The organism is Paenibacillus sp. strain BS8-2, from assembly GCF_054483835.1.
The window spans coordinates 1,773,097-1,797,912 of sequence record NZ_CM137010.1 but is presented as its reverse complement, the minus strand read 5'-3'; the positions used below and the strand labels follow the sequence as shown (position 1 = coordinate 1,797,912).

Sequence of the window (24,816 nt, the reverse complement as noted above, 5' to 3'; positions counted from 1 at the left end):
CACAGGCCGAGGGCGGCCTTTTGTTCATATGAAGATCAAACATATTAAAATGATGTACTTACGTGTGCATCCGGCGCCTTATCGGCAACAAGGTTAAGCTGCACGCCGTACTCCAAGTACGCCTTGAGGCCTGCGAGGACGAAGGTGAAGCCTTGTGTCGCATCCATGGCTTGCTCCAGCAGCTCATCCGCGTCCCCTTCGAAGCCATCATTGAGAATGGTCACAAACGTCTCGCCTTCTCCGCGTGGTACAAACGTCCATTCAACGCGCGTGCCCCAGTCAATCACGACCTTGCTGTTCTCCACGACTTCGATTACGCGGATATCCGCTCCGGCACCGTACATCTCCCACTCCCACCGAACCTCTCCGCCGGTCTCGAGCTTGCCGCTCCCTTTGGTAAACCAGAATTTGGTCGTTATCGCCGGATCTACAAAGGCTTGAAACACTTCATCAACCGACCTGCGTATGAGCATCTCTGCGCGGACAATTGGCGCTTTACTAAGACTGTTGGTCACCCGTCATTCCTCCTCGTATGAGCACGTTACACGTGCAGAAGTAAACCTAATCACCTAGATAATAGCATACCTCGAGCGCTTCTCCCAACGGCTAACATGGGATCAAAAATCGGCTACTACGATATAGATAGATCCTGCCACCAGCAACAGTGCCACTACTAAGCTATATGGCCATCGCAGCCGGCGGAATAAACCGTCAATCACTAGAAACGCGACCGAACATGCTGCGCCTATGCATCCGGCGATTACACTTACCACTAAATCTGATCCATGCAAGATGAACAAAAACGGAGCGTAGCCGCCAAGGATATGGAGCAATACGGCAATCGACCGTCTGACGACTTTATCATTCACCTTTATCAAGACGATGTCGACAACTGCGGAATAGAGAATAGCATAACCTTGCAGGGCTCCACCCAGCCATAACATATCGGCCATCTCAGACATCTGATAAAGATCAACATTCAAGGCGAGAAGCGGCAGCGCCAAAAATACGCACCCCGCCGCGGCTACTTTAGAAGCTGCATATGCCGTAGCAATTGGCAACCAAAGCACCCAAGTTCTCCTTGCCTTCGTGTTATTCGATTCTGCCATAACGATCTGCCTCCCCTTATCGCTCTTATTGTTAACAAGCGTAACGAAAACGGAGAGGTGCTGGCAGTTCTAACTTTTGTAGTACCTTAATGTAAGCCTCAATGTGAAAATATTTTTTCAACCGACTTAAACATTATAACGTTATATTGTATTTCGTAATTTTTATGCTATGCTATGGGTATAGTGAATACGAAAGAAATAGATATACGCTCGTTGTCTAGATTCGGTCATATAGAAGAAGATACGGAAGAAGCGAGCGGCAGAAAAGTGGTGAAGATATGCATGCGCAAGGACGATTTATTGTGCGCCGAGTGAAGTTGCTAAGTGGTAATCAGGTCGATATCATCATCGACGAAGGACGAATCGCCCGTATTGCCGCAAGCGGGCAAGGGCAGCTCGAAGATGCGTGCGAAATCGAAGGCAATGGACAATACGTATCCAGCGGCTGGATCGACATGCACGTGCACGCGTTTCCTGAGCTGGAGCCGTACGGTGATGAAGTCGATGAGATCGGCGTCAAACAAGGCGTTGCGACGATCGTCGACGCAGGCAGCTGCGGTGCGGATCGAATCGGCGAGTTATTAGAGAGCGGACAGCAAGCACGCACGAATCTGCTGGCGTTTCTGAACATTTCGCATATTGGGCTTCTGCGCATCGACGAGCTCTCCCAGCTGGAGTGGATCGACTGGAGCAAGCTGATTCAAGCCATAGAGCAGCACCGGGCCTCGATCGTCGGACTCAAAGCTCGGATTAGCCGAAGCGTCGTGAAGGACAGCGGCATCGAGCCTCTGCGTTTGGCGCGCAAGTTCTCCGAGCATACCGGATTGCCGCTCATGGTGCACATCGGCTCGGGGCCACCCGCCATCGAGGAAGTCGTTGAGCTTCTGGAAGATCGGGACATCATCACCCATTATCTCAATGGCAAAGCGAACAATTTATTTGACGAAGACGGACGACCCTTGCCTGTTCTGCTGGATGCTATCGATAGAGGCGTCAGACTCGACGTTGGACATGGCACCGCGAGCTTCTCGTTCCGTGTTGCAGAAGCGGCAAAGCAGCACCGCATCCCACTGCATACGATTAGCTCGGATCTCTACCGTGGCAACCGATTGAACGGCCCCGTATACAGCTTGGCCAATGTTATGACTAAGTTTCTGCATCTCGGCTACTCATTAGAAGAGGTAATCGCCGCTGTAACGACGAATGCTGCAGAGTGGCTCGGCAAACCGGAGCTTGGGCGCATCGGGGTTGGCGACACAGCCAATCTAACGTTGTTCGAAGTAAGGCAAGAGGAGACGGAGCTCGTCGACTCCGAGGGAGAAACGCGAATTGCGAATCAACTTATACAAGCTAAAGGAGTGTTCGTCAATGGCAGCTACACTAAATGCGAAGTACGGTCTTAAGAGGGTCATCAATGCAAGCGGACGGATGAGTATTCTTGGCGTATCTGCTCCTACCGATACCGTCATGAATGCCATGAAGCATGGCGGTCAGAACTATGTCGAGATCTCTGATCTGGTCGACAAAGCTGGCGACTACATCGCCGGCATTCTGGGTTCGGAGGCAGCGGTAGTCGTGAACTCGGCATCCAGCGGTATCGCTTTGTCCGTTGCCGCTATCGTAACGGGCGGCAACAAACGCACTAGCCTCCGTCTCCACATGGAGCCCATCGCCAAAAACGAGATCATTATGCTCAAAGGGCATAATGTGCAGTACGGCGCTCCCGTTGATACGATGATCTACTTAGGCGGCGGCAAAGTGGTTGAGGTCGGTTACGCCAACGAAGGTCGCGCCGAGCATATCGAGGATGCGATCGGCCCTAACACCGCGGCCATCCTTTACGTGAAATCGCATCACACCGTGCAAAAAAATATGATTTCCGTCGAGGAAGCATGGGCAGTCGCGCAACGAAATGGCGTGCCGCTCATTGTGGACGCAGCGGCAGAAGAGGATCTTCAGAAATATGTGAAGGTAGCAGATCTTGCGATCTATAGCGGCTCCAAAGCGATCGAAGGACCAACTTCCGGTATCGTCGGCGGCAAACGCCACTATATTGAAGCCGTCAAAACACAGCTGTACGGCATCGGACGGAGCATGAAGGTCGGCAAAGAAACGACGTTCGGCTTGCTGCAGGCGCTGGATGAATACAGTGTCAAGGTTGATCGCAGCGAACAAGAGAAGGAGTCGCTCGGCTTGCTGATGGAGCTGAACGGTCTGAACGGCGTCAAAGTGACAGTCGTGCAGGACGAAGCTGGACGCGCTATCTTCCGCGCGCGTATCGCCATCGACTCCGCACTGTCGGGCACGACGGCCAAGGCGGTCGTAGACGGCTTGCAGAACGGTGCCATCGCCATCTACACGCGCGATTATGGCGTTCGTCAAGGCTACTTCGACATTGATCCTCGTCCGCTCATGGGCGACGATATGGCAGTCATCGCAACGCGGGTTCGCGAGCTGGTGGCTGGCTCACAATCGTAGAAAACCATAAGATCGCCATTTGGCGAATACTTCATAATAACCAGGAGGAAACTACCATGACATCCATTGCAAAACGTTTCTATAAAGGGCGCGTCGCCCTCAACGTGCTGGCTAACAGCATCGAAAATGCCAAACAAGTATTCGACGCAGCCGAGGGCTACGTGCTGGTCGGCGTCTTGTCCAAGGATTACCCAACAGTCGATGAAGGCGTAGCCGCAATGAAGGCTTATGGCGAAGCCATCGAAGACGCTGTCTCCATCGGACTCGGCGCGGGAGACAACCGCCAAGCGGCTGTCGTTGCCGAGATCGTGAAGCAATACGGCGGCACTCACATCAACCAAGTGTTCCCTGCGGTTGGCGCCACTCGCGCGAACCTTGGCGACAAGGACAGCTGGATCAACAGCCTCGTGTCGCCAACTGGTCAGGTCGGATACGTCAACATCTCCACGGGACCGGTAAGCGCTGCGCAGGACGAGCTTGCCATCGTGCCGGTCAAAACAGCGATCGCGCTTGTACGCGACATGGGCGGCAACGCGCTCAAATACTTCCCGATGAACGGACTTGCTCGCGAAGATGAGCTGCGCGCCGTTGCGGCTGCATGCGCAGAAGCAGGGTTCGCGCTTGAACCAACGGGCGGCATCGACAAAGAGAACTTCGAAGCCATCCTCCGTATCTGTCTCGAAGCTGGCGTGCAGCAGGTTATCCCTCACGTCTACTCTTCGATTATCGACAAAGCGACTGGCGCGACGATCACGCAAGACGTGCGCGAGCTTCTCGAAGTAACCAAACGCCTGGTTGACGAACATGCCTAAGCGGATCGCAGCATTCGGTGAAGTCATGATGCGCCTGCAGGTGCCGGGCTACGAGCTGCTATCGCAGTCGAATACGCTGCAGTATTCTTTTTCTGGCACAGGAGTTAACGTAGCCGGGGCGCTCACGCGTTACGGTCACACCGGTTATCTGGTCTCGACGCTGCCGGATCACGCCGTTGGCGATGCTGCTATCGCCGCCCTGCGCAAGCTCGGCATTACAACCTCGTTCGTACGACGCGATGGCAAGTATGTCGGCATGTACTTCTTGGAGAATGGTTTCGGCGCGCGGGCAAGCCGCGTAACGTACACGAACCGTCTGGAGAGCAGCTTTAATACAGCAGCACCCGACGCCTATGACTTCACCGTAATCGCGGACGCGATCGACGTCATCCACTTCTGCGGCATCACCCTTGCAATGAATGACACGGTGCGCGGCCAGATGAAGTCGCTTGCTCAAGCGGTCAAGTCTGCTGGAGGCACCGTCGTCTTCGACTGCAACTACCGTCCGAGCCTGTGGGGCGAGGACGCTTACGAGAAGGCCCGTCCATTCTACGAGGACATGCTGGGTCTGGCGGACATCGTCATGATGAACGAAAAGGATGCGATGCTAACGCTCGGGATGTCGACCGACAAACAATCTCGCCGCGAACAGCTGATAGATTTAATCCCTGCTGTTGCTGTAAAATATAATATAACCACGATCGCGGGTACGCATCGCTCCATTAACGGCGATAATACACATGCTCTGCAAGGGTTCATGTACAAAGAAGGCCGCTTCACATTTGCGGAGCCGCTCTCCTTTGCAGTCCACGACCGCATCGGCGCGGGCGACGCGTATACAAGCGGCATCATCCACGGCGAGACCGAGGGCTGGGAGTCTGCGGACACCGTGGCTTTTGCAGCGGCAGCCAGCATGCTCGCCCATACCATCGTAGGCGATACGCCCATGTCTTCTGCAAGCGATATTGTTAAAGTGATGAAGGCATCATCCATCGGCGACGTAGAAAGGTAGTGCGACACACCGTGAACTTATCCAGGAAGTCCAAACCGTTGTATTTGCAGATTAAGAGCATCCTCAAAGACCGGATTCTGCACGGGGGTTATCCCCTTGGCAGCACGATTCCTTCCGAGCCGCAGCTAGAGAATGAATTTGGTGTCAGCAAGATTACGGTTCGGGGTGCAATCGTCGAGCTTGTGCAGGAAGGTTATCTGGAGAAGGGCAGCGGCAAAGGCACCAAAGTCATCCGCAACACGTCCGCGTCGAAGCTGTCGAAGCAGAAACGATTCACGGAGGTGCTCGTGGAGGGCGGTCACCGCATTCGCAAGGAGCTGCTTATTGTCGAGGTTGTCGTCAATCAGCCGGGCACCCTGCCGCACTCGCTGTTCGGGGAGCAAGCCTACCGGATCGAACGACTTTATCATCTCAATGACGAGCCCTACATCTACTTCCAACATTTCTTGACCATGCGAGCCGGCGGTATCGAGCTCCCCGATCTCTCCTCGCAGTCGCTTTACGACATGCTGGAGGAGCATGAAGTAGCGCCAGTAAAATTCCGCGACGAATTCGCGGTGACGCAAGCCCCGGCCTACATCGAGCAGAGACTCTTGGTGCCTGCCGGCACACCGTTACTTATGCGATCCCGCTACTCCTATGACGGCGCCGGCAACTTGATCGAGTATAGCGAGGGAATGTACAACACCGCTTTGCATCATTATGTCGTCAACTACGATGTTTAAGTTTTATGCCGAAGCAATCCTATCTTTCTGTTGTATCACCCGTATGAAGAAATAAAGTATTAGATTGGTGTTGTTGATTTAGCGGGGTTTTTGAATCGAAGAATCGTCAGCTTTTGCGAAATAAGTTTTAGACTGAGGCATTAATATAAAGCAGCGGCAGCCAAGGACAAGAAAATAAAGTCCTAGACTGCCGCTGTTCTTGTTAAACTAACGTATCCGTTAGAGCAACGAGATAAGGCACCCATTCAACCTTGACGGGTGCCTTCTTGATTATTAACTATAGTTAGTTACGAAAGTAGTCCATGCTGAACTATGAGTTAAGCTTTAGTATTTGATAATTATTTTTTATGTAGTTAACTCCAGAATGGATAGTTAAGATCAATGCAGCATATATAAGAATTTGTTCGAATAATTATTAGCTTAATTCATGAGTTACCTCCATATCTTCAATTCCAGCCATTGCGCCATATCAAAGCTTCATAACAGCTTAATGATTGGCCGAATACAATCGTAATCGATTAAGATCAACAATGAATTTCCCAGGGATCAAAATGTCCAAGCCTATTAAACCGTTAATACCGGAATATTCTCCTATTCGACCAAAATCGATTCGAAAATTATGAGCAAGAAAGGCGTCAAACTTCACCAGATCAATCTTTCTACGAACCGAGGCTTCCCTGCCGCCAATTCCTGTCATAAAACGAATCTGATCTTCTGGTTCATATGAATCGAATAACTCTTGTACAGCGTCAATTGAAATGATGGACTCTGCCGCACCAGTGTCGATTACCACATCCCGGATAATGATTGATTTTCCATGGTGAGTAATCGTTATATAAGAAAATAATAAACCATCGACGAGATCAAGATTCATGGTTTGGTAATCTCCTGATCATAGGTTTAGTTCGAATTTCAATAACGATATTTTCGTTTGAAGTGTGATATACAAATCGTTCATCTTTAGCAGAAAATAGTTCCTTCCATGCTTCTTGCGGATCTAAAATCGTCCTGATTACGGCTACTTCTTCCACATGAAGTTTATTGCTTTCGTAATGGGATTTCAGTTCCTCAACAAGTACATATTGATCCGGAAAATGCTTTCTAACCTCAGACCACTGCATACCTATCACCCACTTGTACCTTTTCCTTGAGTATACCATCATACCAGGATTTATTAAACTATACTCCCTCTATGGAGAATCGCTTTTCTCTTAAATACTCATGTTTCCTTAGATTTTGAACGTTTTTCTTTCATACCAAACAATCATTCAATGGAACAAGGTTGTAGAAGATGTAAAATATGGGGCGGTGAAAGCGCAAAAATATATCCACCCAGACCACTCGTTTTAAAAAGTGGACATTCTGGATATATATGGTCGCACCTTTGGATCTCCACTTAGGCTCATGGCGGTCAACCCTCCCATGTCTCACAGAGTCTTCGCTCCCACATTCCTTCATTCAACCTGTCCATGAGGTGGAGGTCGGATATGCTGCCCGACAGGATCTTCGTCCGTATGATAGTTCTGTTCCGACTCATCCGTGCTTCAATTGTTTGTATTTCATATTTATGTTCTACTTCTAGGAAAGCATTGAATCTAAGCTGCTAACGACAATGCCGTTAACTGGGGAATATCCTGTAACATCGTTTCTTCACTAAACCAATGCCCCTTTTTCAGGACACCAAAGAGAACTCGTATTAGCTTGTTGCATAGCGCAATAAGCGACTGCATCTTTTTCAAGGGATTATTTGGCCGTTTGGTGTAGTACTGATGCAAGGCCTTAAATGCACGGTTCTTAGCCACCAGTGGCATCATGACGCGGAATAACAGCGCTCGTAGTCGCTTTCGGCCTCTCTTCGTGATCTTCGTTTGTCCCTTGTGTTTACCAGACGTGTTTTCTTTTAGGTTCAAGCCGGCGAGCTTAATGATTTGTTTCGGATGCCGGTAATACGTAATGTCACCAACTTCAGCAAGGAAACCGGCTATACTGTCCCGGCCAATGCCCTTTATGTCCAGTAATTGCTTCACATGGGGGATTTGCTCCAAGAGCTCATCCAGCCTTGCCTCAAGCTCTTCAAACTTACTCTCAAGCAACTCGTACTGCGTTAACAACAGTTGAAGCTCTAGTTTTGCTAGTGCGGTCCCTTCTCGTATACCAACAGAACGGCTTGCCGCTGCTTTCAGACTTCTCATACGCTCGATGCCGAGACCTCGCTTGGCAACCTTTCTGAGGTGACTCAGCAGGGCTTCCTCAGACTCAGAAACCAACTCATGCGGCAATAAACAAAGACTGAGTATTTGGCGTGCTGACTTGCATTCCCAGTCCTTAAATACCGTGAGAAACTCTGGAAAGTACCGATCCAACCAGTTATGGACGCGGCCTTGCACCACGCGCAGGTCAGTTGACAGATGATCGCGAATTTTCATCGCTTCCCTTAGTTCGGCATAGATGCCCTGGGGAAGATTGGGTACAGCATATCTTCCGTCTTTGACAAGCTGTGCGATGACTTTAGCATCCTTAATGTCATTCTTGGTTGGTGAATTGTCATCCAATTCTTTGCTTTTCTTCACGTGGAGTGGATTAACCACAGCGCACGTAACATGCTGTTCTCTTAAAAAATGGGCCAGGTTCAGCCAGTAGTGACCGGTCGGTTCCATGCCAACGATGACGTCCTGGAACCCTTGCTCCGTCGCAAGCTTTCTGAACCAGCTAACGAACATTTCGAACCCTTCACGGTCGTTCTCAAACGCAATTGATTTCCCGAACTCGACTCCGCGGTAGTCTTGTGCTCGAGCAACATGTTTGAATTTAGCGATGTCTACACCGACAATTAAGGTAGAAGAAGTAATTTGATTAATGCGTTCATTTTGAGTAGAATTCATTTTGTAGTCTCCTTGGTTTGTATTTGGATCCGGTCGCTGGCCAGCATCTGGGACCCTCATACATCATACCAAGGAGTCTTTTTGTTTCTCAAACACCGTATTTCTTCATTATAGGAATGCTGCCCGTTACTTCAATCAAGGTGAAACGGCTACGCCGTCCTTTGGCGGCGGGGCGCGTTTCATTCCGAGAATTCTAAGTCCAGATAAGGTGCGAAACTTATAAATTCTGGCGTGTAATATACTCCTTTTATAAAGGAAAATCCCCAGCGACTATCGAAGAAAGAAGCACCTGACGAAGAGCTTCAATCTAACCACCCACCACAGGAGGTTGAAGTCACATGGGGAAATCCCAACATATTCAAGGCTTAAAGGGAACAAAGTTCAGTCAACAACTGCGAGGTGTTAACCTGGAGCAAGTACTCATCGTAGCGATCGATGCGGCAAAGCTCCACCAAAAAGCACTCATATGCAATTATTTCGGCGACGTGATTGAGAAACCCTTCTTTTTTTCCGTCAGTCAATCCGGAATGAAACTCCTATACGACACGATTGAAAGAGCCATTCGAGACACGGAAGCCGTACGCTTGTTTCTTGGCATTGAAGCAACCGGCCACTACTACGAGGACATTGTCAGACAGATGACCATGCATGGGTACCACGTTCAAATTCTCAACGCCTACACGACCTCTGAAGAGCGTGCCAGCGCTCTTAGTTGGTGCAAAACCGATGACCTCGACCTCGTCGCCATTGCTCACGCCATTCGTAACAATAAAGCGACGGAGTATCGTTTAACGGAAGGCCTGCAAAGACAGTTGCGCGTCCTAACTCGTGCAAAGCGCTCAGAAATTCGCAAGCGTTCTAGCCTTCGTATGGAGATCCGAAACATCCTGGATATCGTCTGGCGAGAGTATCAAGGTTACGCCGAACACCAGAATGGAAGAGCTAAGAAAATAAAAGTGTTTAGCGATTTGTGGGGGAAAGCATCTCTCTACTTCATGGAGTACTACCCGCACCCCGCTCTCGTTTTGCAACTTGGTGAGATGGGGCTACGGAAGCTTTCCGTTCAGCACAACTTGAAGTTGCGTACGAACGCAATCGGCAAGCTGCTTCATGTGGCAAAGGAATCACTTGCCTCAGACGTGCAGACGCTCCGTCCCGAGCTCATGGTGCTACGTATGAAGCTACAGGACCTCCGCGCCTTCGATGCCAAAATCAATACGCTGGACAATGAGATTGAAAACCTGTTGCTTCAGACCGACGGTAGCTTACTCCTTACGGTTCCTGGACTCGGCGTATCCTTGGCGGCAGAGCTCTACGCGGAGATCGGTAATGTCTTGGATTATCAGCATGCCGGGCAACTCATCAAGAAGGCCGGTACCAATCCGATCGTCAAGCAGTCAGGCGGCGGCGCGGGCTCTTATCGCAAAATCTCCAAGCAGGGCAATACTCACTTACGCTATGTCACTTATCTAGCTGGGCGGAGCCTCTGCTTGCATAATGAGGACCTGAAGCCGTTTTACGAACGTCTCAGAAGCCGAGGCAAGCACGAACGCGCAACCTTTGTAGCAATGGGCAACAAGATGCTTAAGATCGCTTTTGCCATGTTACGCGATAAGCAGCCGTTCCATTCCTCCAAGCCAGCTTATCGGCTCGTGCAGGAAATCAACAAAAAGCTCGCCTTTAATTGCATGATCACATCAAGCGCTGCCTAGATACAAAGAAAAATGATGAAGTCGGTATGTCTGGGACCGAGGGAAGATCGGATCAAATTCTGGAGGCCCAGACCTCGTACTAAAGCGTTATCCACCTCGTCCTGTCAATGCGAATTGTACGTTAGAACAGCTATCTGCACTCAGCCAGATTGCATACAGGATTGAAACGAGGCTATTTCTTCAGATTCGAGACATACCGCTTTCGTCCACCGCTTTTCGTCAGTTGGTAACCCTATTTTTAAAATTCTACAGGTTAGGTGTGTTTGGGGTGCTCTAAAGTCCGTAAAAAGTAGTTGACATAGTACGCTTAGAATTGAACAAAGGCAGCCGATCGCGTAGCTGGCTGCCTTCATGTCGTGATGCGATCGTCTCCTATTAGCGTAATGAAGCGGCGCAGTCTAATACTTTATTATCTTTGAGCAGTGAATACGCATGTTGCTCCGATGTTCAGAGGTCTGTTGGGACTGCCGTAAAGTTATCTTATCCCTCAATTGTGACACCTTGGGTCAAATGCGTTCCCATCGCCTCTGCCACCGAGTAGACTCATCTTGTATATAACTATGACAAGTTGAAAGGTGGTCTATTCCTTTGAAGCTAAGTATCAAGGTGAAACGGCTGCGCCGTCCACTGGCGGCGGGGTGCGTTTCATGCCGAGAAATATAAAGAATACCGTATCAAAAACATCTACTTTCCTATATTTCAAAATTGGCATTGGCCTTGTTCTTGCAGTCGTCGTCGGCTTCGGCGTGTTAACATACCTAAACAGACCTCTTCCACAAGCTGAAGTTAATCAAAAGATCAAAAAGCATCTCGAAAAGCTCGTGGACGAAAGCGACTCCTTGTCCAGTGTGCTGCTCACAATCTCCTCTGGGCGAAACGGCTATCATGAGCAGTTCGCGGTCGGCACGACCCATCATGATTCCGCACAGCCGGCTCAGGTCGACAGCCCTTACCACTCGGCCAGCATCGGCAAGACGATGCTCGCAGCCGTCTTCGGTCAGCTTGTCGACGAAGGTATCGTCCGAATTGACGACACTATCGCTACATGGCTCAGTCCGGACATCCTGGATGGATTGTTTACGATCGATGGAGTCGACCATAGCGACAAAGTGACTATTCGGCATCTCCTTAGCCACACCTCGGGGGTTGGCGATTATTTCGAGGGCCCCGTAACGGACGGAGAACCCATGTTAGACCGCATTACGGCTAATCCCGACCTCACCTTCACTCCCGCTTCGCTGCTCTCCTTTACGCGTGATCATCAACAGCCGGTTGGACTGCCGGGCCAACAATTTTATTATTCGGATACAGGCTACATTCTGCTGGGACTTCTGCTGGAAGCCGTTGAAGGCAAAGCGTATGGCGACATCTTGGAGGAGCGTATATTCGGCCCGCTCGGCATGAAGAACAGCCGGTTGATGTTCCATCAGGAGGACGCGAGCGCGCCAATCGGGATCTATTTGAACGGCATCGACTTCAGCGACCGCGCCGCATTATCGGTTGACTGGTCTGGCGGCGGCGTTGTGACGACGATGGACGATTTGTTGATGTTCATGAAGGCCTTAGTAGGCGGTCATATGTTGTCCGATAAGGTGTATGAAGAACTGACCCGCTTCAATCATCGCTACGACAAAGGCATTCGTTACGGCATGGGTATGATGTATTTCGACTTCAGCGAGCTGTCCTTCCTGCTCGGCTCGATGTCGGATGTGTACGGCACGGTTGGCGCTACGGGCACTTATGCCTTGTACGATAAGGAGCAGGACACTTATTATATCGCGAACTTCGGCTCGCTGGATTTTGCAGAGAAAAGCATAGAAGAACTGGTTAAAATTAGAATGATCTATGATAGGATTAAGAAAACAGAGTGGAAACGTTAAATAACCTATGGGGTTATGGGAGATATGATGGTTCAATTATTATGTTCCGACAAAGTGTATGAAAAGTTGAAGCATGAGCTGGCCAAACATCAGATCGAAATTGTGCAAGAGAGCAGTCTGGCGTTAGTGGAGAGAGGGTATGACATCCCTGGCGATAAGCTGTGTATCGTATTCGATGCGATCGACTACATGGATGTCATTAAGCTTCTTATCTCCGGCGCTCGGGACGAAACTCCCTATCGGAATACCTTGACTGGTCTCAGCGGCAATAACTTCGCCGTATTCGAGTCCAAGGATGTGATGTATCTGGAGGCCGGGGCCGACGGCATTGCCGCCGTGACAGCTACGAACCGTTATGCGATCAAAGAAACCTTGCAGTATTACGAAGGAATCTGGCTCGCCAAAGGGTTTGTCCGCATTAACAAGTCCCAGCTCGTCAATCTCATGCACGTCAAAGAGATCATCCCTTGGTTCAACTCCAGATATGTCCTCCGCTTGAATAACAATGTCGAGCTCGAGGTGTCCAAAATGTTCTCCAAAAAGCTTAGAAGCACACTCAACATTTAGGAGCAGCCCTATGTCGAACGTACATTTCGAAAATGTAATCAAATCGTTTTTCCTCGGCCTTATTTTAGGTTTGATTTTGCTGGTGTTTGACGACCCTGATGCCACATTAACTTATAAGGTGCTTGCGGTGCTCGCCAGCGGCAGCATCGGCTTTATTATTGGTTTTGTTACGGAGTGGCTGACAGCTATCCTTCCGATCCGGTTGGCGAATCCACGTATGTATTTCTTTATCAATAACCTGATCGCGCTAGTTGTTGCAACACTGCTGATGGTGTCCCTATATTGGATCACTGGCGGCGACCACGAAAGCAACGCCCCCTTCGTTCCCGTGCTCTTGACCGTGCTGAGCATCATTTGTATCGCCAATTTGTTCGACTATATGATGTATCGCCGAGCGCAGAGCAAGTTAAAGACCTATCAAGCCACGATAAAAGATAAATAAACCGCAAAGAAGGTATCCGCAGATCGTCCACTCCTTGTTGGAATGTGCAACATGCGGATACCTCTGCCGATCTCTCCTTATCTCCTGTTACCTATTACTTCTTGTTCGCTGGCAGATCGATTGCCCGCAGCAAAGCTACAATCCCCTCGGCGAAGGTGGTGTTGTCCGCAGGCGCGAAGGCTTTGCCGTTACGCCCCCTCAGCACGCCTTGCCCGCTTAAGGCATATACGCTGTCTCTCGCCCAAGCCGGCAAGGACCGATCGTCAGCAAATAACGACTCCGAAGGCACGCTGTTAGTCGTCAGCTTCAATGCCCGCGTCAGCATAACGGCCATCTGTGCACGCGTTACTTCCTCATCCGGCCTGAAGGTGCCATCCTCGAAACCATTGATGATACCTGCTTGCATCGCCGCGGCAATGGCCTTCTTGCTTTCTGCGTCTTGCCCCGACAAGTCTGGGAACGCTGTACCCTTGGAGGAAGTTTCGAGTCCCAGCGCACGTACCAGCATCAGCACCCACTCTGCTCTGCTGACCGGCTTATTCGGAGCAAACGTCTCCCCTTCCGCCGGCAAGACCCATATCCCCAGTTCAGCAGCACGCGTCAATTCCGCCTTAGCCCAATGATTGGACACCAGCTCACTCACACGCTCCATATCGACAACAGGCGCCTCCGGCTCCGTTACTTCCGGCTCCTCCACTACAGGCTCCTGCGTGCCTGGATTTATAGTACCCGGATTCTGTGATCCTGGATTCTCTGTGCTTGGTTCTTCTGTGCCTGGTTCTTCTGTGCCTGGCTCTTCTGTACCCGGCTCTTCTGTGCCTGGTTCTTCTGTGCCTGGCTCTTCTGTGCCTGGCTCTTCTGTGCCTGGCTCTTCTGTGCCCGGCTCTTCTGTGCCTGGGTCAACAACGGTCTTTTCCGTCCCATAGAAAACAGTCTCCGTTATACTGTTCCACCGATTGATCGTGTTGCCTGTTCCCGAGATCCGAACATATCTTGCTTTGGCATCCACTAAAGTGAATGGCTCAAGCTCCGTAAACCGGCTGGAGCTTCGTCCGTCGAATAACAGATTCCACGTGTCCCCATCGTCCGAACCTTCGATTCTGAATATCGTATTCCTGATCGCGGATTGGAAGAAGCCGATAGAGACTTGCGATAGATCCAAGCTTTGGCCCAAATCGTAAAGAATCCACTGTTCGCCTTCTGCCGACCAGCGCGTTGTGAAATCATTATCGATTGTATTCGCTGCCACATTGGTACCGTCTACAGCGCTCGCTGATACGCTTGCAGGCGTAATGCGATAATCCTGCATCGGATCCTTAAATCCGCAGCCGCCCGGATCCAGCTCGCACATGTCCGCGCGGTTAGCCGATATCTTGACATCGTCGTACCATACATATGAATCATGTGCAGGTGCATACGTTTCGGTTGCGCCGCCATAGAAGGAGGAGAAGTAGGCCTTATCTACCTTGTCTGTGTTCGTCACGAACTTCAAGCCTGTTACTTCCGTTACCGGGAAACCGTTGTACCATATTTCGATTTCTCCATCGGCATTGGCTTGTCCATTCGTTACGGTATTAACCTTCAGCCGTTGTACGATATTGAACCATTCGCCCGTTGGATAGTAGATCGGCTCTCCGTTATGATACTTCAGATCGGCTTCGGCCCCGTAGCCCGAGTTGCCCATCGAATAAATGTATACGGCCGCTTGCCCGTCCTTCCGCCAGATGAGACGCGAGCTGAAGCCGTTCTCTCCTGTACAGATTTGACCGCCAGAGCAAGCGCCGCCGCCCGCGAGTCCAATGCCCAGCTTGCCGCCGAATTGCGTCGTTCCCCAGCTGAAGTTCTCATCGAATCTTACCCAGTAGGATAGGTAGTACTCATCTTCCGATTCGAAAGCAAATGGTGCTTGATACCCTGAATCCGTAGGTCCGATCTTGCCAGCCGGGTATAGAACCTTAAGCGATTTGAAGCCGCTGCGGCTGACCTCATCATCCACTTGGCTCCGATCATTGCCTAGCAGCCACGGAGCGTTCCAACCGGACTTAACCCAATCTTCCAGGTCGTAAGGTTCTCCCGCCTTCTCTGTTTCGAATGAATTTTCGAACGATGCCGCCGAAGCGTACACAGCCCCTAGGGCGAGCATGAGCCCCAGCGCGATCATGAATGCAACTATCTTCCTCTTCATTCTTCTACCTCCCTGAATCTGACTCATTGCCTTGCTTATTGCCGTCCTTCCGAACAGAAAGATCAGTTCTCAGCCGAGTGATTCTAGTTGTCGGTACCTACCCTTCAGCATCTTCAAATGACCTCATGCAGAGGTTACCTTCTGCCATCCGCCTCGTCTATTTCCCAATATTGCAATATTTTTCTTTTGTTAAGAAAGAGGACAAACAGGCAAGTTGATATTTCTTATGATTGTTCTCGAATTGCGATAATGGTTGCAGATTCATCAATTTTATCGATGCAGAATCCCCGATCTTACCCATGGCTCTAACGGTTTGGAGGCTAGCGGAGTAGGTAGTATAATCAATAATGAAACACACAATGGAGAGGAGCTATCTGCACATGACGCAATCATTACAAGGAAAAGTAGCTATCATAACTGGAGCTGCAAGAGGGATCGGCAAAGCGACGGCGATCGCGCTGGCGGAAGAAGGCGTTCATATCGGTCTAATCGCCCGAAAGGAATCGTCGTTGCAGCAAGTTGCCGCCGAGCTGGAAGGATTAGGCGTCCAAGCCGCCTATGCAGTTGCTGATGTTTCGTCGAAGGAGCAAGTAGAAGCAGCTATTGCGGCTATTCACAATAAACTAGGTTCCGCCGATATTTTGATCAACAATGCCGGGATTGCCACATTCGGTACCGTGCTTGAGATGGATCCGGAAGAATGGAAAGGGATGATCGACGTTAATTTAATGGGCACTTATTACGCGACTCGCGCGGTACTCCCACAATTGATCGCCAAGAACGGCGGAGATATTATTAATATCGCCTCGACCAGCGGACTAAGCGGCGCAGCCACTTCGAGCGCATACAGCGCATCCAAATTTGCGATGATCGGCTTCACAGAATCACTCGCGCAAGAGGTTCGTCGCAATAACATTCGGGTATCGGCCTTAACGCCAAGCACGGTCGCAACGGAATTGGCAATGGATTTGAACCTAATCAAAGAGAACAACGATTCGAAGTTCATGCAGCCGGAGGATATCGCGGAATTTATCGTGGGACAACTGAAGCTGAATCCGCGTATCTATGTGAAGACGGCTAGCTTCATTGCAACCAATCCATATTAATAAGACAAGTGATTACTTTCAGCAGGAAGTTGGGGGAGATCGGACATGGTAAATCTTACACCTACGGCAGGTTTTCATAATGATACGAACGCTGCCTTGCAGGCCATTCGGTTATACGTAGCGCCGGAAGACCTTGAATTATTGTCGGAAGAGCTCCTGCTTGGTATCGGAGGCGGCATCGGATACGGTTACTTTACCTTTTATTATGAGCAAGAGGATTTCACCAACTTCCATCTGGGCACCCGTGCAATATGGGAGGATAGCGCAGCCTTTATTGCTGGCATCTATGCTTCGTTCGGTCTTGATTTGACAATAAAGCAAACCAAAAATCGTGACGCCGCGCTCGAGGCGCTGACCACGCTAGTCGGCAATGGCACGCCTGTGCTGTTGCCGGTCCACCATGGCATATTCGAGGGAGCTTCGATTGCAGATAACGGTTTCCAGACGTATTGCGCCGCCTATGAGATCGATAAACAGCAGGGCTTCGCCCGGCTAGCCCATCGGTTCGCGGGTGGCGTCGAGGTCTCGCTTGAGAATCTGCTGAACGGGCGCAGCAACATTGCCACGCAGAAGCTGAGAAACCAGTCCTTGTTCGTAGACAAGCATCCGAGCGGCAATTCCGTCCAATTGACGCCGGAATTAATAGCCCGTGCCTCGCGCCAAGGCATCGAGCGGTGTCTCGCCAGCGCATACAATCCGCGGATGACGAACTTCGGCATCAGCGCGCTCGACAAATGGATCGAACGGTTGAAGTCGAAGGACAAGCAAAGCTGGATGACGTTGTTCGGTCAACAAAGGCATTGGACCAAAACGTTACATGCGACGGTTCAGCATATCGTGTGCAATACGGATGGCGCGGCCTTCCGTCAGGCGTATGCCGCCTTCCTTCGCAGCATCGGCGATCAGATTGGAGAAGAGTTGCTGCTTGAAGCCGCTTCACGGTTCCAAACCTCCGGCGAGCTCTGGAAGTCCTTGGCGGAGCATGCACTGCCTGACGGTATGGAAGGGGCAAGCGCACTCCGTATCCACATGATGGAGTCGGAGCGGCTGATCCGAACTGGCGAGCTCGACTTCCCTGCTTACCTGCGCAGACTCGAAGAATCGAAGCGCTTGAAAGAGGCGTTCGAGCAATCGGAGGAATGGTCATTTGATAGGAAACGCGAGCATGCGCTTGGCATAATTCCTTACATAACCGCGATCAAGGAGCACGAAAGCGCGGCGTTGGATGTATTGGAGCGGAGCTTGCAGTCGAAGAAGTGGGGATAGGAGAACAGCATCCTGCTTGAAGGCGTCGTCTATGCTTATGTCTGGCAGAGAGCAGTTGCTGTACCTCCCTCATAGAAAGAGCCCGAAATACGTATATGCTCGAGCGGCTCGCTCCCATTGGCGATCCTCCATAGCAGCTTATCTGCCGCCCGATAGCCGGTTTCTCCAATTAAAAGCAGCGGTCGACTAAGCTCCGGCACGGCAGGCACGGGACCATTGGCCAGCCCAATAACCGAGAGCTGCTCCGGCACCTGGTATTCCAGACTGGACAAGGCATCGAACAGCTTTTCAATGTCTTCGTCGATACCGACAATAACTGCCGTTGGACGCTTTGATGCAAGCTTCTCCTTGAGCACATCGGCATCCCATTCTCCTGTGAGCTGATCGTCCGCTTCGCAGACGAGACCACGCTCTCCCATCATCTCCTGAAACGCCTGCCATCGCCGGACAAAGCCGCGCTGGCTCGAGATATCTCCCACGTACATAATCCGCTTGTGCCCAAGACGAGCGAGCTGATCCACAGCCATGCAAACCGCTTCGTAGACATCCCAGATGACACTGTCGACTTTGGACAGCGCTTTGGGGTAGTTGATCAGCACCTTCGGCAGTGGCAATGCAAGCAGCTTACGCTCCACCTGATCCGACATCAGACGCGGCGCGATAAATAAACCATCCGCGGCCGTCAAGCCGCATTGCTCGAGCCAAGCTTCGAAATCGCGGTCGGACAAGTCCGCATCCAGCGTATGGCGCTCGAGCTTATGATCCAGCAGCTCAAGCCGCTGCCGCAGCCCTTCGGCCAGCACCCGGTTGTAATTGGTCGATTCGCGGGACTGGATGAGTACGAATCGCAGCTGGAATGTCGGATATGGCGTAATGCCCCGGCTAGCCAGCTCTCTTGCTTGCGCCACCGTCAAGTAGCCGCGCATATAGGCAGTGCGAGCAATCTTGGCTCGTGTTTCCTCCGACATGCCCGGCTTGCCGCCGAGCGCCTTTGATATGGTCTGTATAGATACGCCCAGCTCTGCTGACAGGTCGTGCAGCGTGACCGATTTGCGAGATCCCAGGGCAATCCCTCCTCTTGGCAGCCTCGCTCCGTTCTAGTGCGGCTTGGCTCGTATACACTCTATTTTAAACTAAATTTAAACTACTTTAGAAGTGGTCCTCTTTTTATAATGAAAGTACTTTCATTAGGAGGGATATGGCATGAACAGAATAGATGCGGATATCGTAGTGTGCGGGGGCGGCCCGGCAGGAATTAACGCGGCGCTTGCGGCGGGGAGAAGCGGTGCGAAGACGGTTCTGATCGAGCGATACGGATTCCTCGGCGGTATGTCGACGGCTGCGCTTGTGTATCCTTGGATGACGTTCCATACGGTTGAAGGCAAACAGGTCATTGCCGGAACGGCGCAAGAAATCGTGGACCGCTTAATGGCGGAGAACGCTTCGCCGGGACACGTGCGCGATACAGTCGGCTTCGTGCGGACCATTACGCCATACGATCCCGAGGTATACAAGGTGCTGATCGTCGACATGCTGCGCGAAGCCGGCGTACAGGTGCTGCTGCATAGTCTGATGGATGAAGCCGTGGTGGATGGCGACCGGATCGTAGCGGTAAAGCTTGCAACCAAGTCTGGCAAATATGAGATTGCCGCGCAACAGTTCGTCGATGCAACGGGCGATGCCGATCTGGCCTACCTCGCAGGCGTACCGTGCCTGCAAGGACGCGATGGCGATAAGCTGACACAACCTATGACGATGAAGTTCCGTATGCGCGGCGTCGACCTCGCCAGGGTAAAACGTTATATGATCGAGCATCCGGACGAATTTTACAAAAAAACACCGTTCGACGAGTTGGAGCAGCTGCCTCTCTCGGGCGTGTTAGGTTACTTCAAGCATTGGCAGGAGGCCGATCTGCCGATAAACCGCGACCAAGTGTTGTTCTTCACCGGTCCGGGACCGGATGAAGTACTGGTGAACACGACTCGCGTGCAAGGACTCGACTCGACGAAGCTGGAGGATCTGACCGAGGGTGAGATTCAAGGCCGAAAGCAGGTTCGTATGGTCGCCGACTTCATGACGCGCCATCTGCCTGGCTTCGAGCAGGCGTCCATATCGTCGGTCGGCGCGCAGATTGGTGTGCGCGAAAGCCGCAGAATTGACGGTCAATACACGCTGCAAGTCGAAGATGTCATTAGCGGCAAGCCGTTCGACGATTGTATCGCACGGAGCGGCTATCCGATCGATATCCACGATCCATCCGGCAAGGGCGTGCAAGCCGCATGGGTGCAAGGCGACGGCGCGTACGACATCCCTTACCGCTGCCTCATACCAAAGGGCATCGTCAACCTGCTCACGGCAGGCCGCTGCATCTCGACATCACACGAAGCGCTGGCAACGACGCGCTTGACGCCAAGCTGCATGGCGACCGGCCAAGCTGCAGGCACGGCTGCAGGCATGGCCGTGGCGCAAGGCGTGATGCCTGCCGAGCTGAGCATCGCGCAGCTGCAAGAGCGCCTTATCCGCGACGGCGCGCTGCTTAGCAGCGCGCAAAGTGTCAGCGATGCCAGCTAGCAACTGCCTGTTACGCGATACGGTCTACTTAAACAGATTAACGGCGTCTTCCAGAAGGCCATCCGCCGAGAAAATTGTGTACGACCACCATTTATCGTACGGCACCTCGTAAACTTGGTTGTTCTTGACCGCCTCGAGATTAGTCCAGATCGCCGACTTCTGCAAGGTGCGGAAGTACTCCTCCGCGCCAGCCTCCACGTCGGAGATCATCACGATGATCCGATCCGCGTCGAAGTCGGGCAATGTCTCGAGCGACTGAGGATCCGTATACACGAGACTCCCCTTGTTCTCGTCGATGATCTTCTGAATAGGCGCCGAAGGCTTCATGCCGAGCAGGTTGTAGATGACGTGGCCCACGTTCCGGTTGCCGACAAGCGTGAACGAATCTTTGTTAATCCACAGAATCGATACCGTCTCGTCGGGTTTGACGATGGCGGATACGCGCTCCTTCGCCCCCTGCACCTTCACCTCATGCGCCTTGATCCATGCGGCCGCCTCCTCTTGCTTGCCGACGATCTCGGCAACCTCCTCCAACTGGTTATAAATCGTGTTGTCCATCCACTTGAACGTGGCGGTCGGCGCGATTTTGCTCAACTGCCCGTACACCTCCTCGTCGATATAACCCGATGCTACGATCAAATCTGGTTCCAGCTCAATGATCGCTTCGTAGCTCGGCGGGTAATCTCCTACGATGTTGACGGGAGTCGGATAAGAGCTTAAATAATAGTCCGGCGCCACTTCGTAGTTCGGTGCGCCGACGGGCTGAATGCCGAGCGCGAGCAGGGCCGAGGTGGCTCCGATGGAATAAATGCGCTGCGGGTTCACGGGAATGTCCCTTGTCCCAAAAGAATCGGTGTACGATTTCACAGTCGGCTCTGCCGTAGCCGGCGTCTCACTCACGGACGACGATGGACTTGACGTCGCCGAGTCGGAAGACTGGTTCGAATTGTTGCCTGAGGTGGCGCAGCCTCCAAGCAGAACGGCAAAGCAGACGAACATAATGAGCGCTATGGACGGATAAGTACGACTGGTCATTTCAAATTCTCCCTTTCGACGGTGACTATAATGATACTGATAACCATTATCATTATAGCGAGTGATCACAGGACCGCCTATGACCCTTTCAGCCCGGGTAAGTGACCATTTCGGAACTGATTGCTGCACGTTTCCCTTTTTCCGATACTGGGAAGGCGTCATTTGAAACTGTTTCTTGAAAACGCGGCTGAGCACCCGAACGTCGGAATAGCTTAGCCGATCGGCAATCTTCTCCAAGGAAATATCCGATTCCGCCAGCAATCTGGCGGCATGCTCCATCCGGATGCGCGTAAGCACACGGTTTGGACTTTCGGCCAATTGATCCGAGAATAGCTTGTTCAAGTAGCGAGTACTGCAATTCAAGGCCTCGGCCACCGAATGGATGCCGATCGGCTCGGCGAAATGATCGTTCATGTAACGTATCGCCTGATCGAGCAGACCAGGCCTGTTGACGTGAACGCGATTGCGCTCCAGCTGCCATTGTAGATGGTAGATAAAGTGGTAAAACAACGACTTGGCCTGCAGCTTCTCCGTTTGCGTCGTGCCGTTCCAAGCTTGAAACATCCGCTGCAGCGTGTCGCGTAATTCCCCCGGATAATGGGAAGCGAACTGATAGACCGATTGAGTGGGAGAGGGCTTCTCCAAGTCAGGCGTGTTTGCGGGCTCCCCGGAAGTGACTGGCAGGCAGGCTTTGTAGAACAGAAGGATACATTCGAACGCTTCGGTCGTCTCCAGTCGGAGCGTTGCGCCCTTGCCGCCATGAAGCAGACGATCTCCGTTCATCTGCCACCGCTCCTCGTCAACCGATACCAGTGCGTGCCCCTTTATGACATAGAGAAAGCAGCTGGACGGGAAACGGTAGTCCAGACGGCTGTTTCGCTCCCGCAGACGCAGAAGCCTAATATCTTGTATGGATAAGGATGCATGGTTCCAGAAGGTTGAATCGGCGTGAACGTTCATGTCGTGGCTCCCTTAATCGTGATTCTTTCTAAATTATAGCCGATTTGACGCCGATGGGAAGCGGCTCCTCTCGCCATCGTCCCGAAACGGCAAAGTTCCTTATAGCCATTCCGAACCTTTCGGCGCTCCCGAATTGGGGTATAATGGAGGAGTAACTGAATCCTACGCGAAGGCGGTGCCTCTAGCATGAAATTTAGCGAATATACATACGAAAGACCGGACGTGAAGGCGTTCGAGGAGAAATTCAAGGAGCTGCTTGGCGCGTTTGGCGAAGCGGACAGCTACGAGGCTCAAGACAAGGCTATGGCGGGCATGAACAAACTGCGCAGCGAGTTCGATACCATGCAGACGATTACCAGCATTCGCCACTCCATCGACACCAATGATGAGTTCTACAAAACAGAGCAAGACTTCTACGACGAGAACGGCCCGATCGTGCAAGAATTCGTGACGGACTATTATCGTGCGTTGGTCGGCTCCAAGTTCCGATCCGAGCTAGAGACCAAGTGGGGGCGCCAGCTATTCCGCCTAGCGGAGTTGTCGCTCAAAACATTTATCCCCGAAGTCATTGAGGATCTCCAGCAGGAGAACAAACTGACGACGGAATACACGAAGCTCATCGCTTCCGCCAAAATCCCCTTCGAAGGCGAAGAACGTACGCTGGCGCAGCTCGGTCCTTTCCAGCAATCCACCGATCGGGATATGCGCAGACGCGCCGCCCAAGCATCCTCCGGCTTCATGGCTGAGAACGAAACGACGCTCGACCGCATTTACGATGACCTGGTGAAGGTGCGCACGCGCATCGCGAAGAAGCTTGGCTTCGACAACTTCGTCGAGCTTGGTTACGCCCGCATGAGCCGCACCGATTACGACGCAGGCATGGTCGCCAACTTCCGTAATCAGGTGCTGGAGCATATCGTTCCCGTTGCGACCAAATTGAAGGCACGTCAGCAAGAGCGGATTGAGGTCGATCAGTTGCTCTACTACGACGAGAATCTCTCCTTCCTGTCCGGTAACGCAACGCCAAAAGGCGATCCCGACTGGATCGTTGCCGGCGGCGCAAGCATGTACGCCGAGTTGTCGCCCGAGACCGATGCTTTCTTCCAGTTCATGCAAGCGAACGAGTTGATGGATCTTGTCGCGAAGAAAGGAAAGCAAGGCGGCGGCTACTGCACATACATTAGCGAGCATCGTGCACCATACATCTTCTCTAACTTCAATGGTACCTCCGGCGATATTGACGTACTGACGCACGAAGTGGGGCATGCGTTCCAGGTATTCGAGAGCCGCGGCTACCAAGTGCCCGAATATGCTTTCCCAACATATGAGGCTTGCGAAATCCATTCGATGAGCATGGAGTTCCTGACATGGCCGTGGATGGAAAACTTCTTCAAAGAGGATGCGGACAAATACCGCTTCGACCACCTGGCCAGCTCGCTTATCTTTATCCCTTATGGCGTAACGGTTGACGAGTTCCAGCACTTCGTCTATGCCAATCCGGACGCGACTCCGGCTGAGCGCAAGCAGGCTTGGCGCACCATCGAATCCAAATACTTGCCGCATCGCGACTATTCGGATAATGCCTATCTGGCTGCAGGCGGATTCTGGCATAAGCAAGGCCATATTTTCAACTCGCCGTTCTATTACATCGACTACACGTTAGCGCAAATCTGTGCATTCCAGTTCTGGAAGAAGTCGCGCGAGGACCGCGAAGCTGCATGGAGCGACTACCTCGGCCTATGCCGTCTTGGCGGAAGTCTCTCCTTCACGGAGCTCGCAGGCAAAGCCGGTCTGATATCGCCATTCGAGGACGGCTGCGTCTCCTCTGTCATTGGCACCATCGAGTCATGGCTCGACAGCGTGGACGACAAGGCGCTATAGAACAGCGGTCACATGTGAACATGCGCTCACGGATTGTCGTCTGTATGGGACCGTATGGGACCGTATGGGACCGTATGGGATGACAATTCGTGAGCGGGACAGCGAACCGCGCAAGCATCAACAGCCCTCGCCTTAAGGTAATAAGGCGAGGGCTGTTGTTATGAACTCTTTTACGATGTGAAGGATGGTACTG

At 51.8% G+C, this 24,816-nt stretch carries 20 protein-coding genes; 13 read left to right on the top strand and 7 right to left on the bottom strand.

Features of this window, described 5'->3' with window-relative positions; translation table 11 throughout:
- Window positions 1-44: 44 nt before the first annotated feature.
- Both ACX1C1_RS07920 and ACX1C1_RS07915 read right to left on the bottom strand, forming a co-directional pair.
- On the bottom strand, window positions 45-473 hold the full coding sequence (locus tag ACX1C1_RS07920; RefSeq protein ID WP_458957626.1) for an SRPBCC family protein: 429 nt from the start codon (window positions 471-473) through the stop codon (window positions 45-47).
- Window positions 474-617: 144 nt separating this feature from the next.
- Window positions 618-1,109, bottom strand: coding sequence for a hypothetical protein (locus tag ACX1C1_RS07915; protein ID WP_458956561.1), 492 nt, complete (start codon window positions 1,107-1,109; stop codon window positions 618-620).
- Window positions 1,110-1,387: 278 nt separating this feature from the next.
- On the opposite strand from ACX1C1_RS07915, the gene ACX1C1_RS07910 reads away from it, so the two are divergent.
- The 5 genes from ACX1C1_RS07910 to ACX1C1_RS07890 are packed head-to-tail and all read left to right on the top strand — an operon-like array spanning window position 1,388 to window position 6,136.
- On the top strand, window positions 1,388-2,512 hold the full coding sequence (locus ACX1C1_RS07910) for an amidohydrolase/deacetylase family metallohydrolase (RefSeq protein ID WP_458956560.1): 1,125 nt from the start codon (window positions 1,388-1,390) through the stop codon (window positions 2,510-2,512).
- The gene (locus ACX1C1_RS07905) at window positions 2,478-3,587 is read left to right on the top strand and encodes a DgaE family pyridoxal phosphate-dependent ammonia lyase (RefSeq protein ID WP_458956559.1); all 1,110 of its coding nucleotides are present in this window, start codon (window positions 2,478-2,480) and stop codon (window positions 3,585-3,587) included. The genes ACX1C1_RS07910 and ACX1C1_RS07905 overlap by 35 nt, the downstream gene beginning before the upstream one ends.
- A gap of 56 nt (window positions 3,588-3,643) precedes the next feature.
- The gene (gene dagF, locus ACX1C1_RS07900) at window positions 3,644-4,399 is read left to right on the top strand and encodes a 2-dehydro-3-deoxy-phosphogluconate aldolase (RefSeq protein WP_458956558.1); all 756 of its coding nucleotides are present in this window, start codon (window positions 3,644-3,646) and stop codon (window positions 4,397-4,399) included.
- A complete protein-coding gene (locus tag ACX1C1_RS07895) occupies window positions 4,392-5,411 on the top strand; it encodes a sugar kinase (protein ID WP_458956557.1) in 1,020 nt (339 codons plus the stop codon). The genes dagF and ACX1C1_RS07895 overlap by 8 nt, the downstream gene beginning before the upstream one ends.
- Before the next feature lie 11 nt (window positions 5,412-5,422).
- Complete coding sequence (locus ACX1C1_RS07890) at window positions 5,423-6,136, top strand: GntR family transcriptional regulator (protein ID WP_458956556.1); 714 nt, start codon at window positions 5,423-5,425, stop codon at window positions 6,134-6,136.
- Between the two features lie 487 nt (window positions 6,137-6,623).
- On the opposite strand, the gene ACX1C1_RS07885 is transcribed toward ACX1C1_RS07890, so the two are convergent.
- Together ACX1C1_RS07885 and ACX1C1_RS07880 are read right to left on the bottom strand one after the other, a co-directional pair.
- Entirely contained in the window at window positions 6,624-7,010 is a 387-nt protein-coding gene (locus ACX1C1_RS07885; RefSeq protein WP_458956555.1) for a retropepsin-like aspartic protease, read from the bottom strand.
- A 721-nt stretch (window positions 7,011-7,731) separates the two neighbouring features.
- Window positions 7,732-9,018: an IS110 family RNA-guided transposase gene (locus ACX1C1_RS07880; RefSeq protein ID WP_458956554.1), complete on the bottom strand. Its 1,287-nt coding sequence runs from the start codon at window positions 9,016-9,018 to the stop codon at window positions 7,732-7,734.
- Window positions 9,019-9,356: 338 nt separating this feature from the next.
- On the opposite strand from ACX1C1_RS07880, the gene ACX1C1_RS07875 reads away from it, so the two are divergent.
- From ACX1C1_RS07875 to ACX1C1_RS07860, 4 genes are all read left to right on the top strand, one after another.
- Window positions 9,357-10,730 (top strand): IS110 family RNA-guided transposase, encoded by a 1,374-nt coding sequence (locus ACX1C1_RS07875; protein ID WP_458952756.1) that lies wholly within the window; start codon window positions 9,357-9,359, stop codon window positions 10,728-10,730.
- A 647-nt stretch (window positions 10,731-11,377) separates the two neighbouring features.
- Complete coding sequence (locus ACX1C1_RS07870; RefSeq protein ID WP_458956553.1) at window positions 11,378-12,610, top strand: serine hydrolase domain-containing protein; 1,233 nt, start codon at window positions 11,378-11,380, stop codon at window positions 12,608-12,610.
- 24 nt (window positions 12,611-12,634) lie between these two features.
- Complete coding sequence (locus tag ACX1C1_RS07865) at window positions 12,635-13,177, top strand: LytTR family DNA-binding domain-containing protein (protein ID WP_458956552.1); 543 nt, start codon at window positions 12,635-12,637, stop codon at window positions 13,175-13,177.
- Between the two features lie 10 nt (window positions 13,178-13,187).
- Entirely contained in the window at window positions 13,188-13,619 is a 432-nt protein-coding gene (locus tag ACX1C1_RS07860) for a hypothetical protein (protein WP_458956551.1), read from the top strand.
- 94 nt (window positions 13,620-13,713) lie between these two features.
- Here the strand turns inward: ACX1C1_RS07860 and ACX1C1_RS07855 are convergent, their stop codons facing one another.
- Window positions 13,714-15,804 (bottom strand): polysaccharide lyase, encoded by a 2,091-nt coding sequence (locus ACX1C1_RS07855; protein WP_458956550.1) that lies wholly within the window; start codon window positions 15,802-15,804, stop codon window positions 13,714-13,716.
- Between the two features lie 380 nt (window positions 15,805-16,184).
- Between ACX1C1_RS07855 and ACX1C1_RS07850 the strand changes: the two genes are divergently transcribed.
- Together ACX1C1_RS07850 and ACX1C1_RS07845 are read left to right on the top strand one after the other, a co-directional pair.
- Entirely contained in the window at window positions 16,185-16,910 is a 726-nt protein-coding gene (locus ACX1C1_RS07850; RefSeq protein WP_458956549.1) for a 3-ketoacyl-ACP reductase, read from the top strand.
- Between the two features lie 45 nt (window positions 16,911-16,955).
- Window positions 16,956-18,176: a DUF4872 domain-containing protein gene (locus ACX1C1_RS07845; RefSeq protein ID WP_458956548.1), complete on the top strand. Its 1,221-nt coding sequence runs from the start codon at window positions 16,956-16,958 to the stop codon at window positions 18,174-18,176.
- A gap of 35 nt (window positions 18,177-18,211) precedes the next feature.
- Here ACX1C1_RS07845 and ACX1C1_RS07840 read toward each other — a convergent pair whose 3' ends face one another.
- Complete coding sequence (locus ACX1C1_RS07840) at window positions 18,212-19,144, bottom strand: substrate-binding domain-containing protein (RefSeq protein ID WP_458956547.1); 933 nt, start codon at window positions 19,142-19,144, stop codon at window positions 18,212-18,214.
- Window positions 19,145-19,379: 235 nt separating this feature from the next.
- On the opposite strand from ACX1C1_RS07840, the gene ACX1C1_RS07835 reads away from it, so the two are divergent.
- Window positions 19,380-20,747: an FAD-dependent oxidoreductase gene (locus tag ACX1C1_RS07835; RefSeq protein ID WP_458956546.1), complete on the top strand. Its 1,368-nt coding sequence runs from the start codon at window positions 19,380-19,382 to the stop codon at window positions 20,745-20,747.
- A 24-nt stretch (window positions 20,748-20,771) separates the two neighbouring features.
- On the opposite strand, the gene ACX1C1_RS07830 is transcribed toward ACX1C1_RS07835, so the two are convergent.
- Entirely contained in the window at window positions 20,772-22,742 is a 1,971-nt protein-coding gene (locus ACX1C1_RS07830) for an ABC transporter substrate-binding protein (RefSeq protein WP_458956545.1), read from the bottom strand.
- 186 nt (window positions 22,743-22,928) lie between these two features.
- Here ACX1C1_RS07830 and ACX1C1_RS07825 point away from each other — a divergent pair, with 186 nt between their 5' ends.
- Window positions 22,929-24,623 carry a M3 family oligoendopeptidase gene (locus tag ACX1C1_RS07825; protein ID WP_458956544.1) on the top strand — a complete coding sequence of 565 codons (1,695 nt, stop codon included), beginning with the start codon at window positions 22,929-22,931 and terminating at the stop codon, window positions 24,621-24,623.
- Window positions 24,624-24,816: the final 193 nt, after the last annotated feature.

What these genes read in the sequence shown, in the direction of transcription:
- ACX1C1_RS07885 (WP_458956555.1), bottom strand. Translation starts at nt 7,010, where the DNA reads ATGAATCTTGATCTCGTCGATGGTTTATTATTTTCTTATATAACGATT.
- ACX1C1_RS07850 (WP_458956549.1), top strand. Translation starts at nt 16,185, where the DNA reads ATGACGCAATCATTACAAGGAAAAGTAGCTATCATAACTGGAGCTGCA.
- ACX1C1_RS07830 (WP_458956545.1), bottom strand. Translation starts at nt 22,742, where the DNA reads ATGAACGTTCACGCCGATTCAACCTTCTGGAACCATGCATCCTTATCC.
- ACX1C1_RS07915 (WP_458956561.1), bottom strand. Translation starts at nt 1,109, where the DNA reads ATGGCAGAATCGAATAACACGAAGGCAAGGAGAACTTGGGTGCTTTGG.
- ACX1C1_RS07865 (WP_458956552.1), top strand. Translation starts at nt 12,635, where the DNA reads ATGATGGTTCAATTATTATGTTCCGACAAAGTGTATGAAAAGTTGAAG.
- ACX1C1_RS07860 (WP_458956551.1), top strand. Translation starts at nt 13,188, where the DNA reads ATGTCGAACGTACATTTCGAAAATGTAATCAAATCGTTTTTCCTCGGC.
- ACX1C1_RS07895 (WP_458956557.1), top strand. Translation starts at nt 4,392, where the DNA reads ATGCCTAAGCGGATCGCAGCATTCGGTGAAGTCATGATGCGCCTGCAG.
- ACX1C1_RS07920 (WP_458957626.1), bottom strand. Translation starts at nt 473, where the DNA reads ATGCTCATACGCAGGTCGGTTGATGAAGTGTTTCAAGCCTTTGTAGAT.
- ACX1C1_RS07880 (WP_458956554.1), bottom strand. Translation starts at nt 9,018, where the DNA reads ATGAATTCTACTCAAAATGAACGCATTAATCAAATTACTTCTTCTACC.
- ACX1C1_RS07875 (WP_458952756.1), top strand. Translation starts at nt 9,357, where the DNA reads ATGGGGAAATCCCAACATATTCAAGGCTTAAAGGGAACAAAGTTCAGT.
- ACX1C1_RS07825 (WP_458956544.1), top strand. Translation starts at nt 22,929, where the DNA reads ATGAAATTTAGCGAATATACATACGAAAGACCGGACGTGAAGGCGTTC.
- ACX1C1_RS07870 (WP_458956553.1), top strand. Translation starts at nt 11,378, where the DNA reads ATGCCGAGAAATATAAAGAATACCGTATCAAAAACATCTACTTTCCTA.
- ACX1C1_RS07835 (WP_458956546.1), top strand. Translation starts at nt 19,380, where the DNA reads ATGAACAGAATAGATGCGGATATCGTAGTGTGCGGGGGCGGCCCGGCA.
- ACX1C1_RS07845 (WP_458956548.1), top strand. Translation starts at nt 16,956, where the DNA reads ATGGTAAATCTTACACCTACGGCAGGTTTTCATAATGATACGAACGCT.
- dagF (WP_458956558.1), top strand. Translation starts at nt 3,644, where the DNA reads ATGACATCCATTGCAAAACGTTTCTATAAAGGGCGCGTCGCCCTCAAC.
- ACX1C1_RS07905 (WP_458956559.1), top strand. Translation starts at nt 2,478, where the DNA reads ATGGCAGCTACACTAAATGCGAAGTACGGTCTTAAGAGGGTCATCAAT.
- ACX1C1_RS07855 (WP_458956550.1), bottom strand. Translation starts at nt 15,804, where the DNA reads ATGAAGAGGAAGATAGTTGCATTCATGATCGCGCTGGGGCTCATGCTC.
- ACX1C1_RS07840 (WP_458956547.1), bottom strand. Translation starts at nt 19,144, where the DNA reads ATGTCGGAGGAAACACGAGCCAAGATTGCTCGCACTGCCTATATGCGC.
- ACX1C1_RS07910 (WP_458956560.1), top strand. Translation starts at nt 1,388, where the DNA reads ATGCATGCGCAAGGACGATTTATTGTGCGCCGAGTGAAGTTGCTAAGT.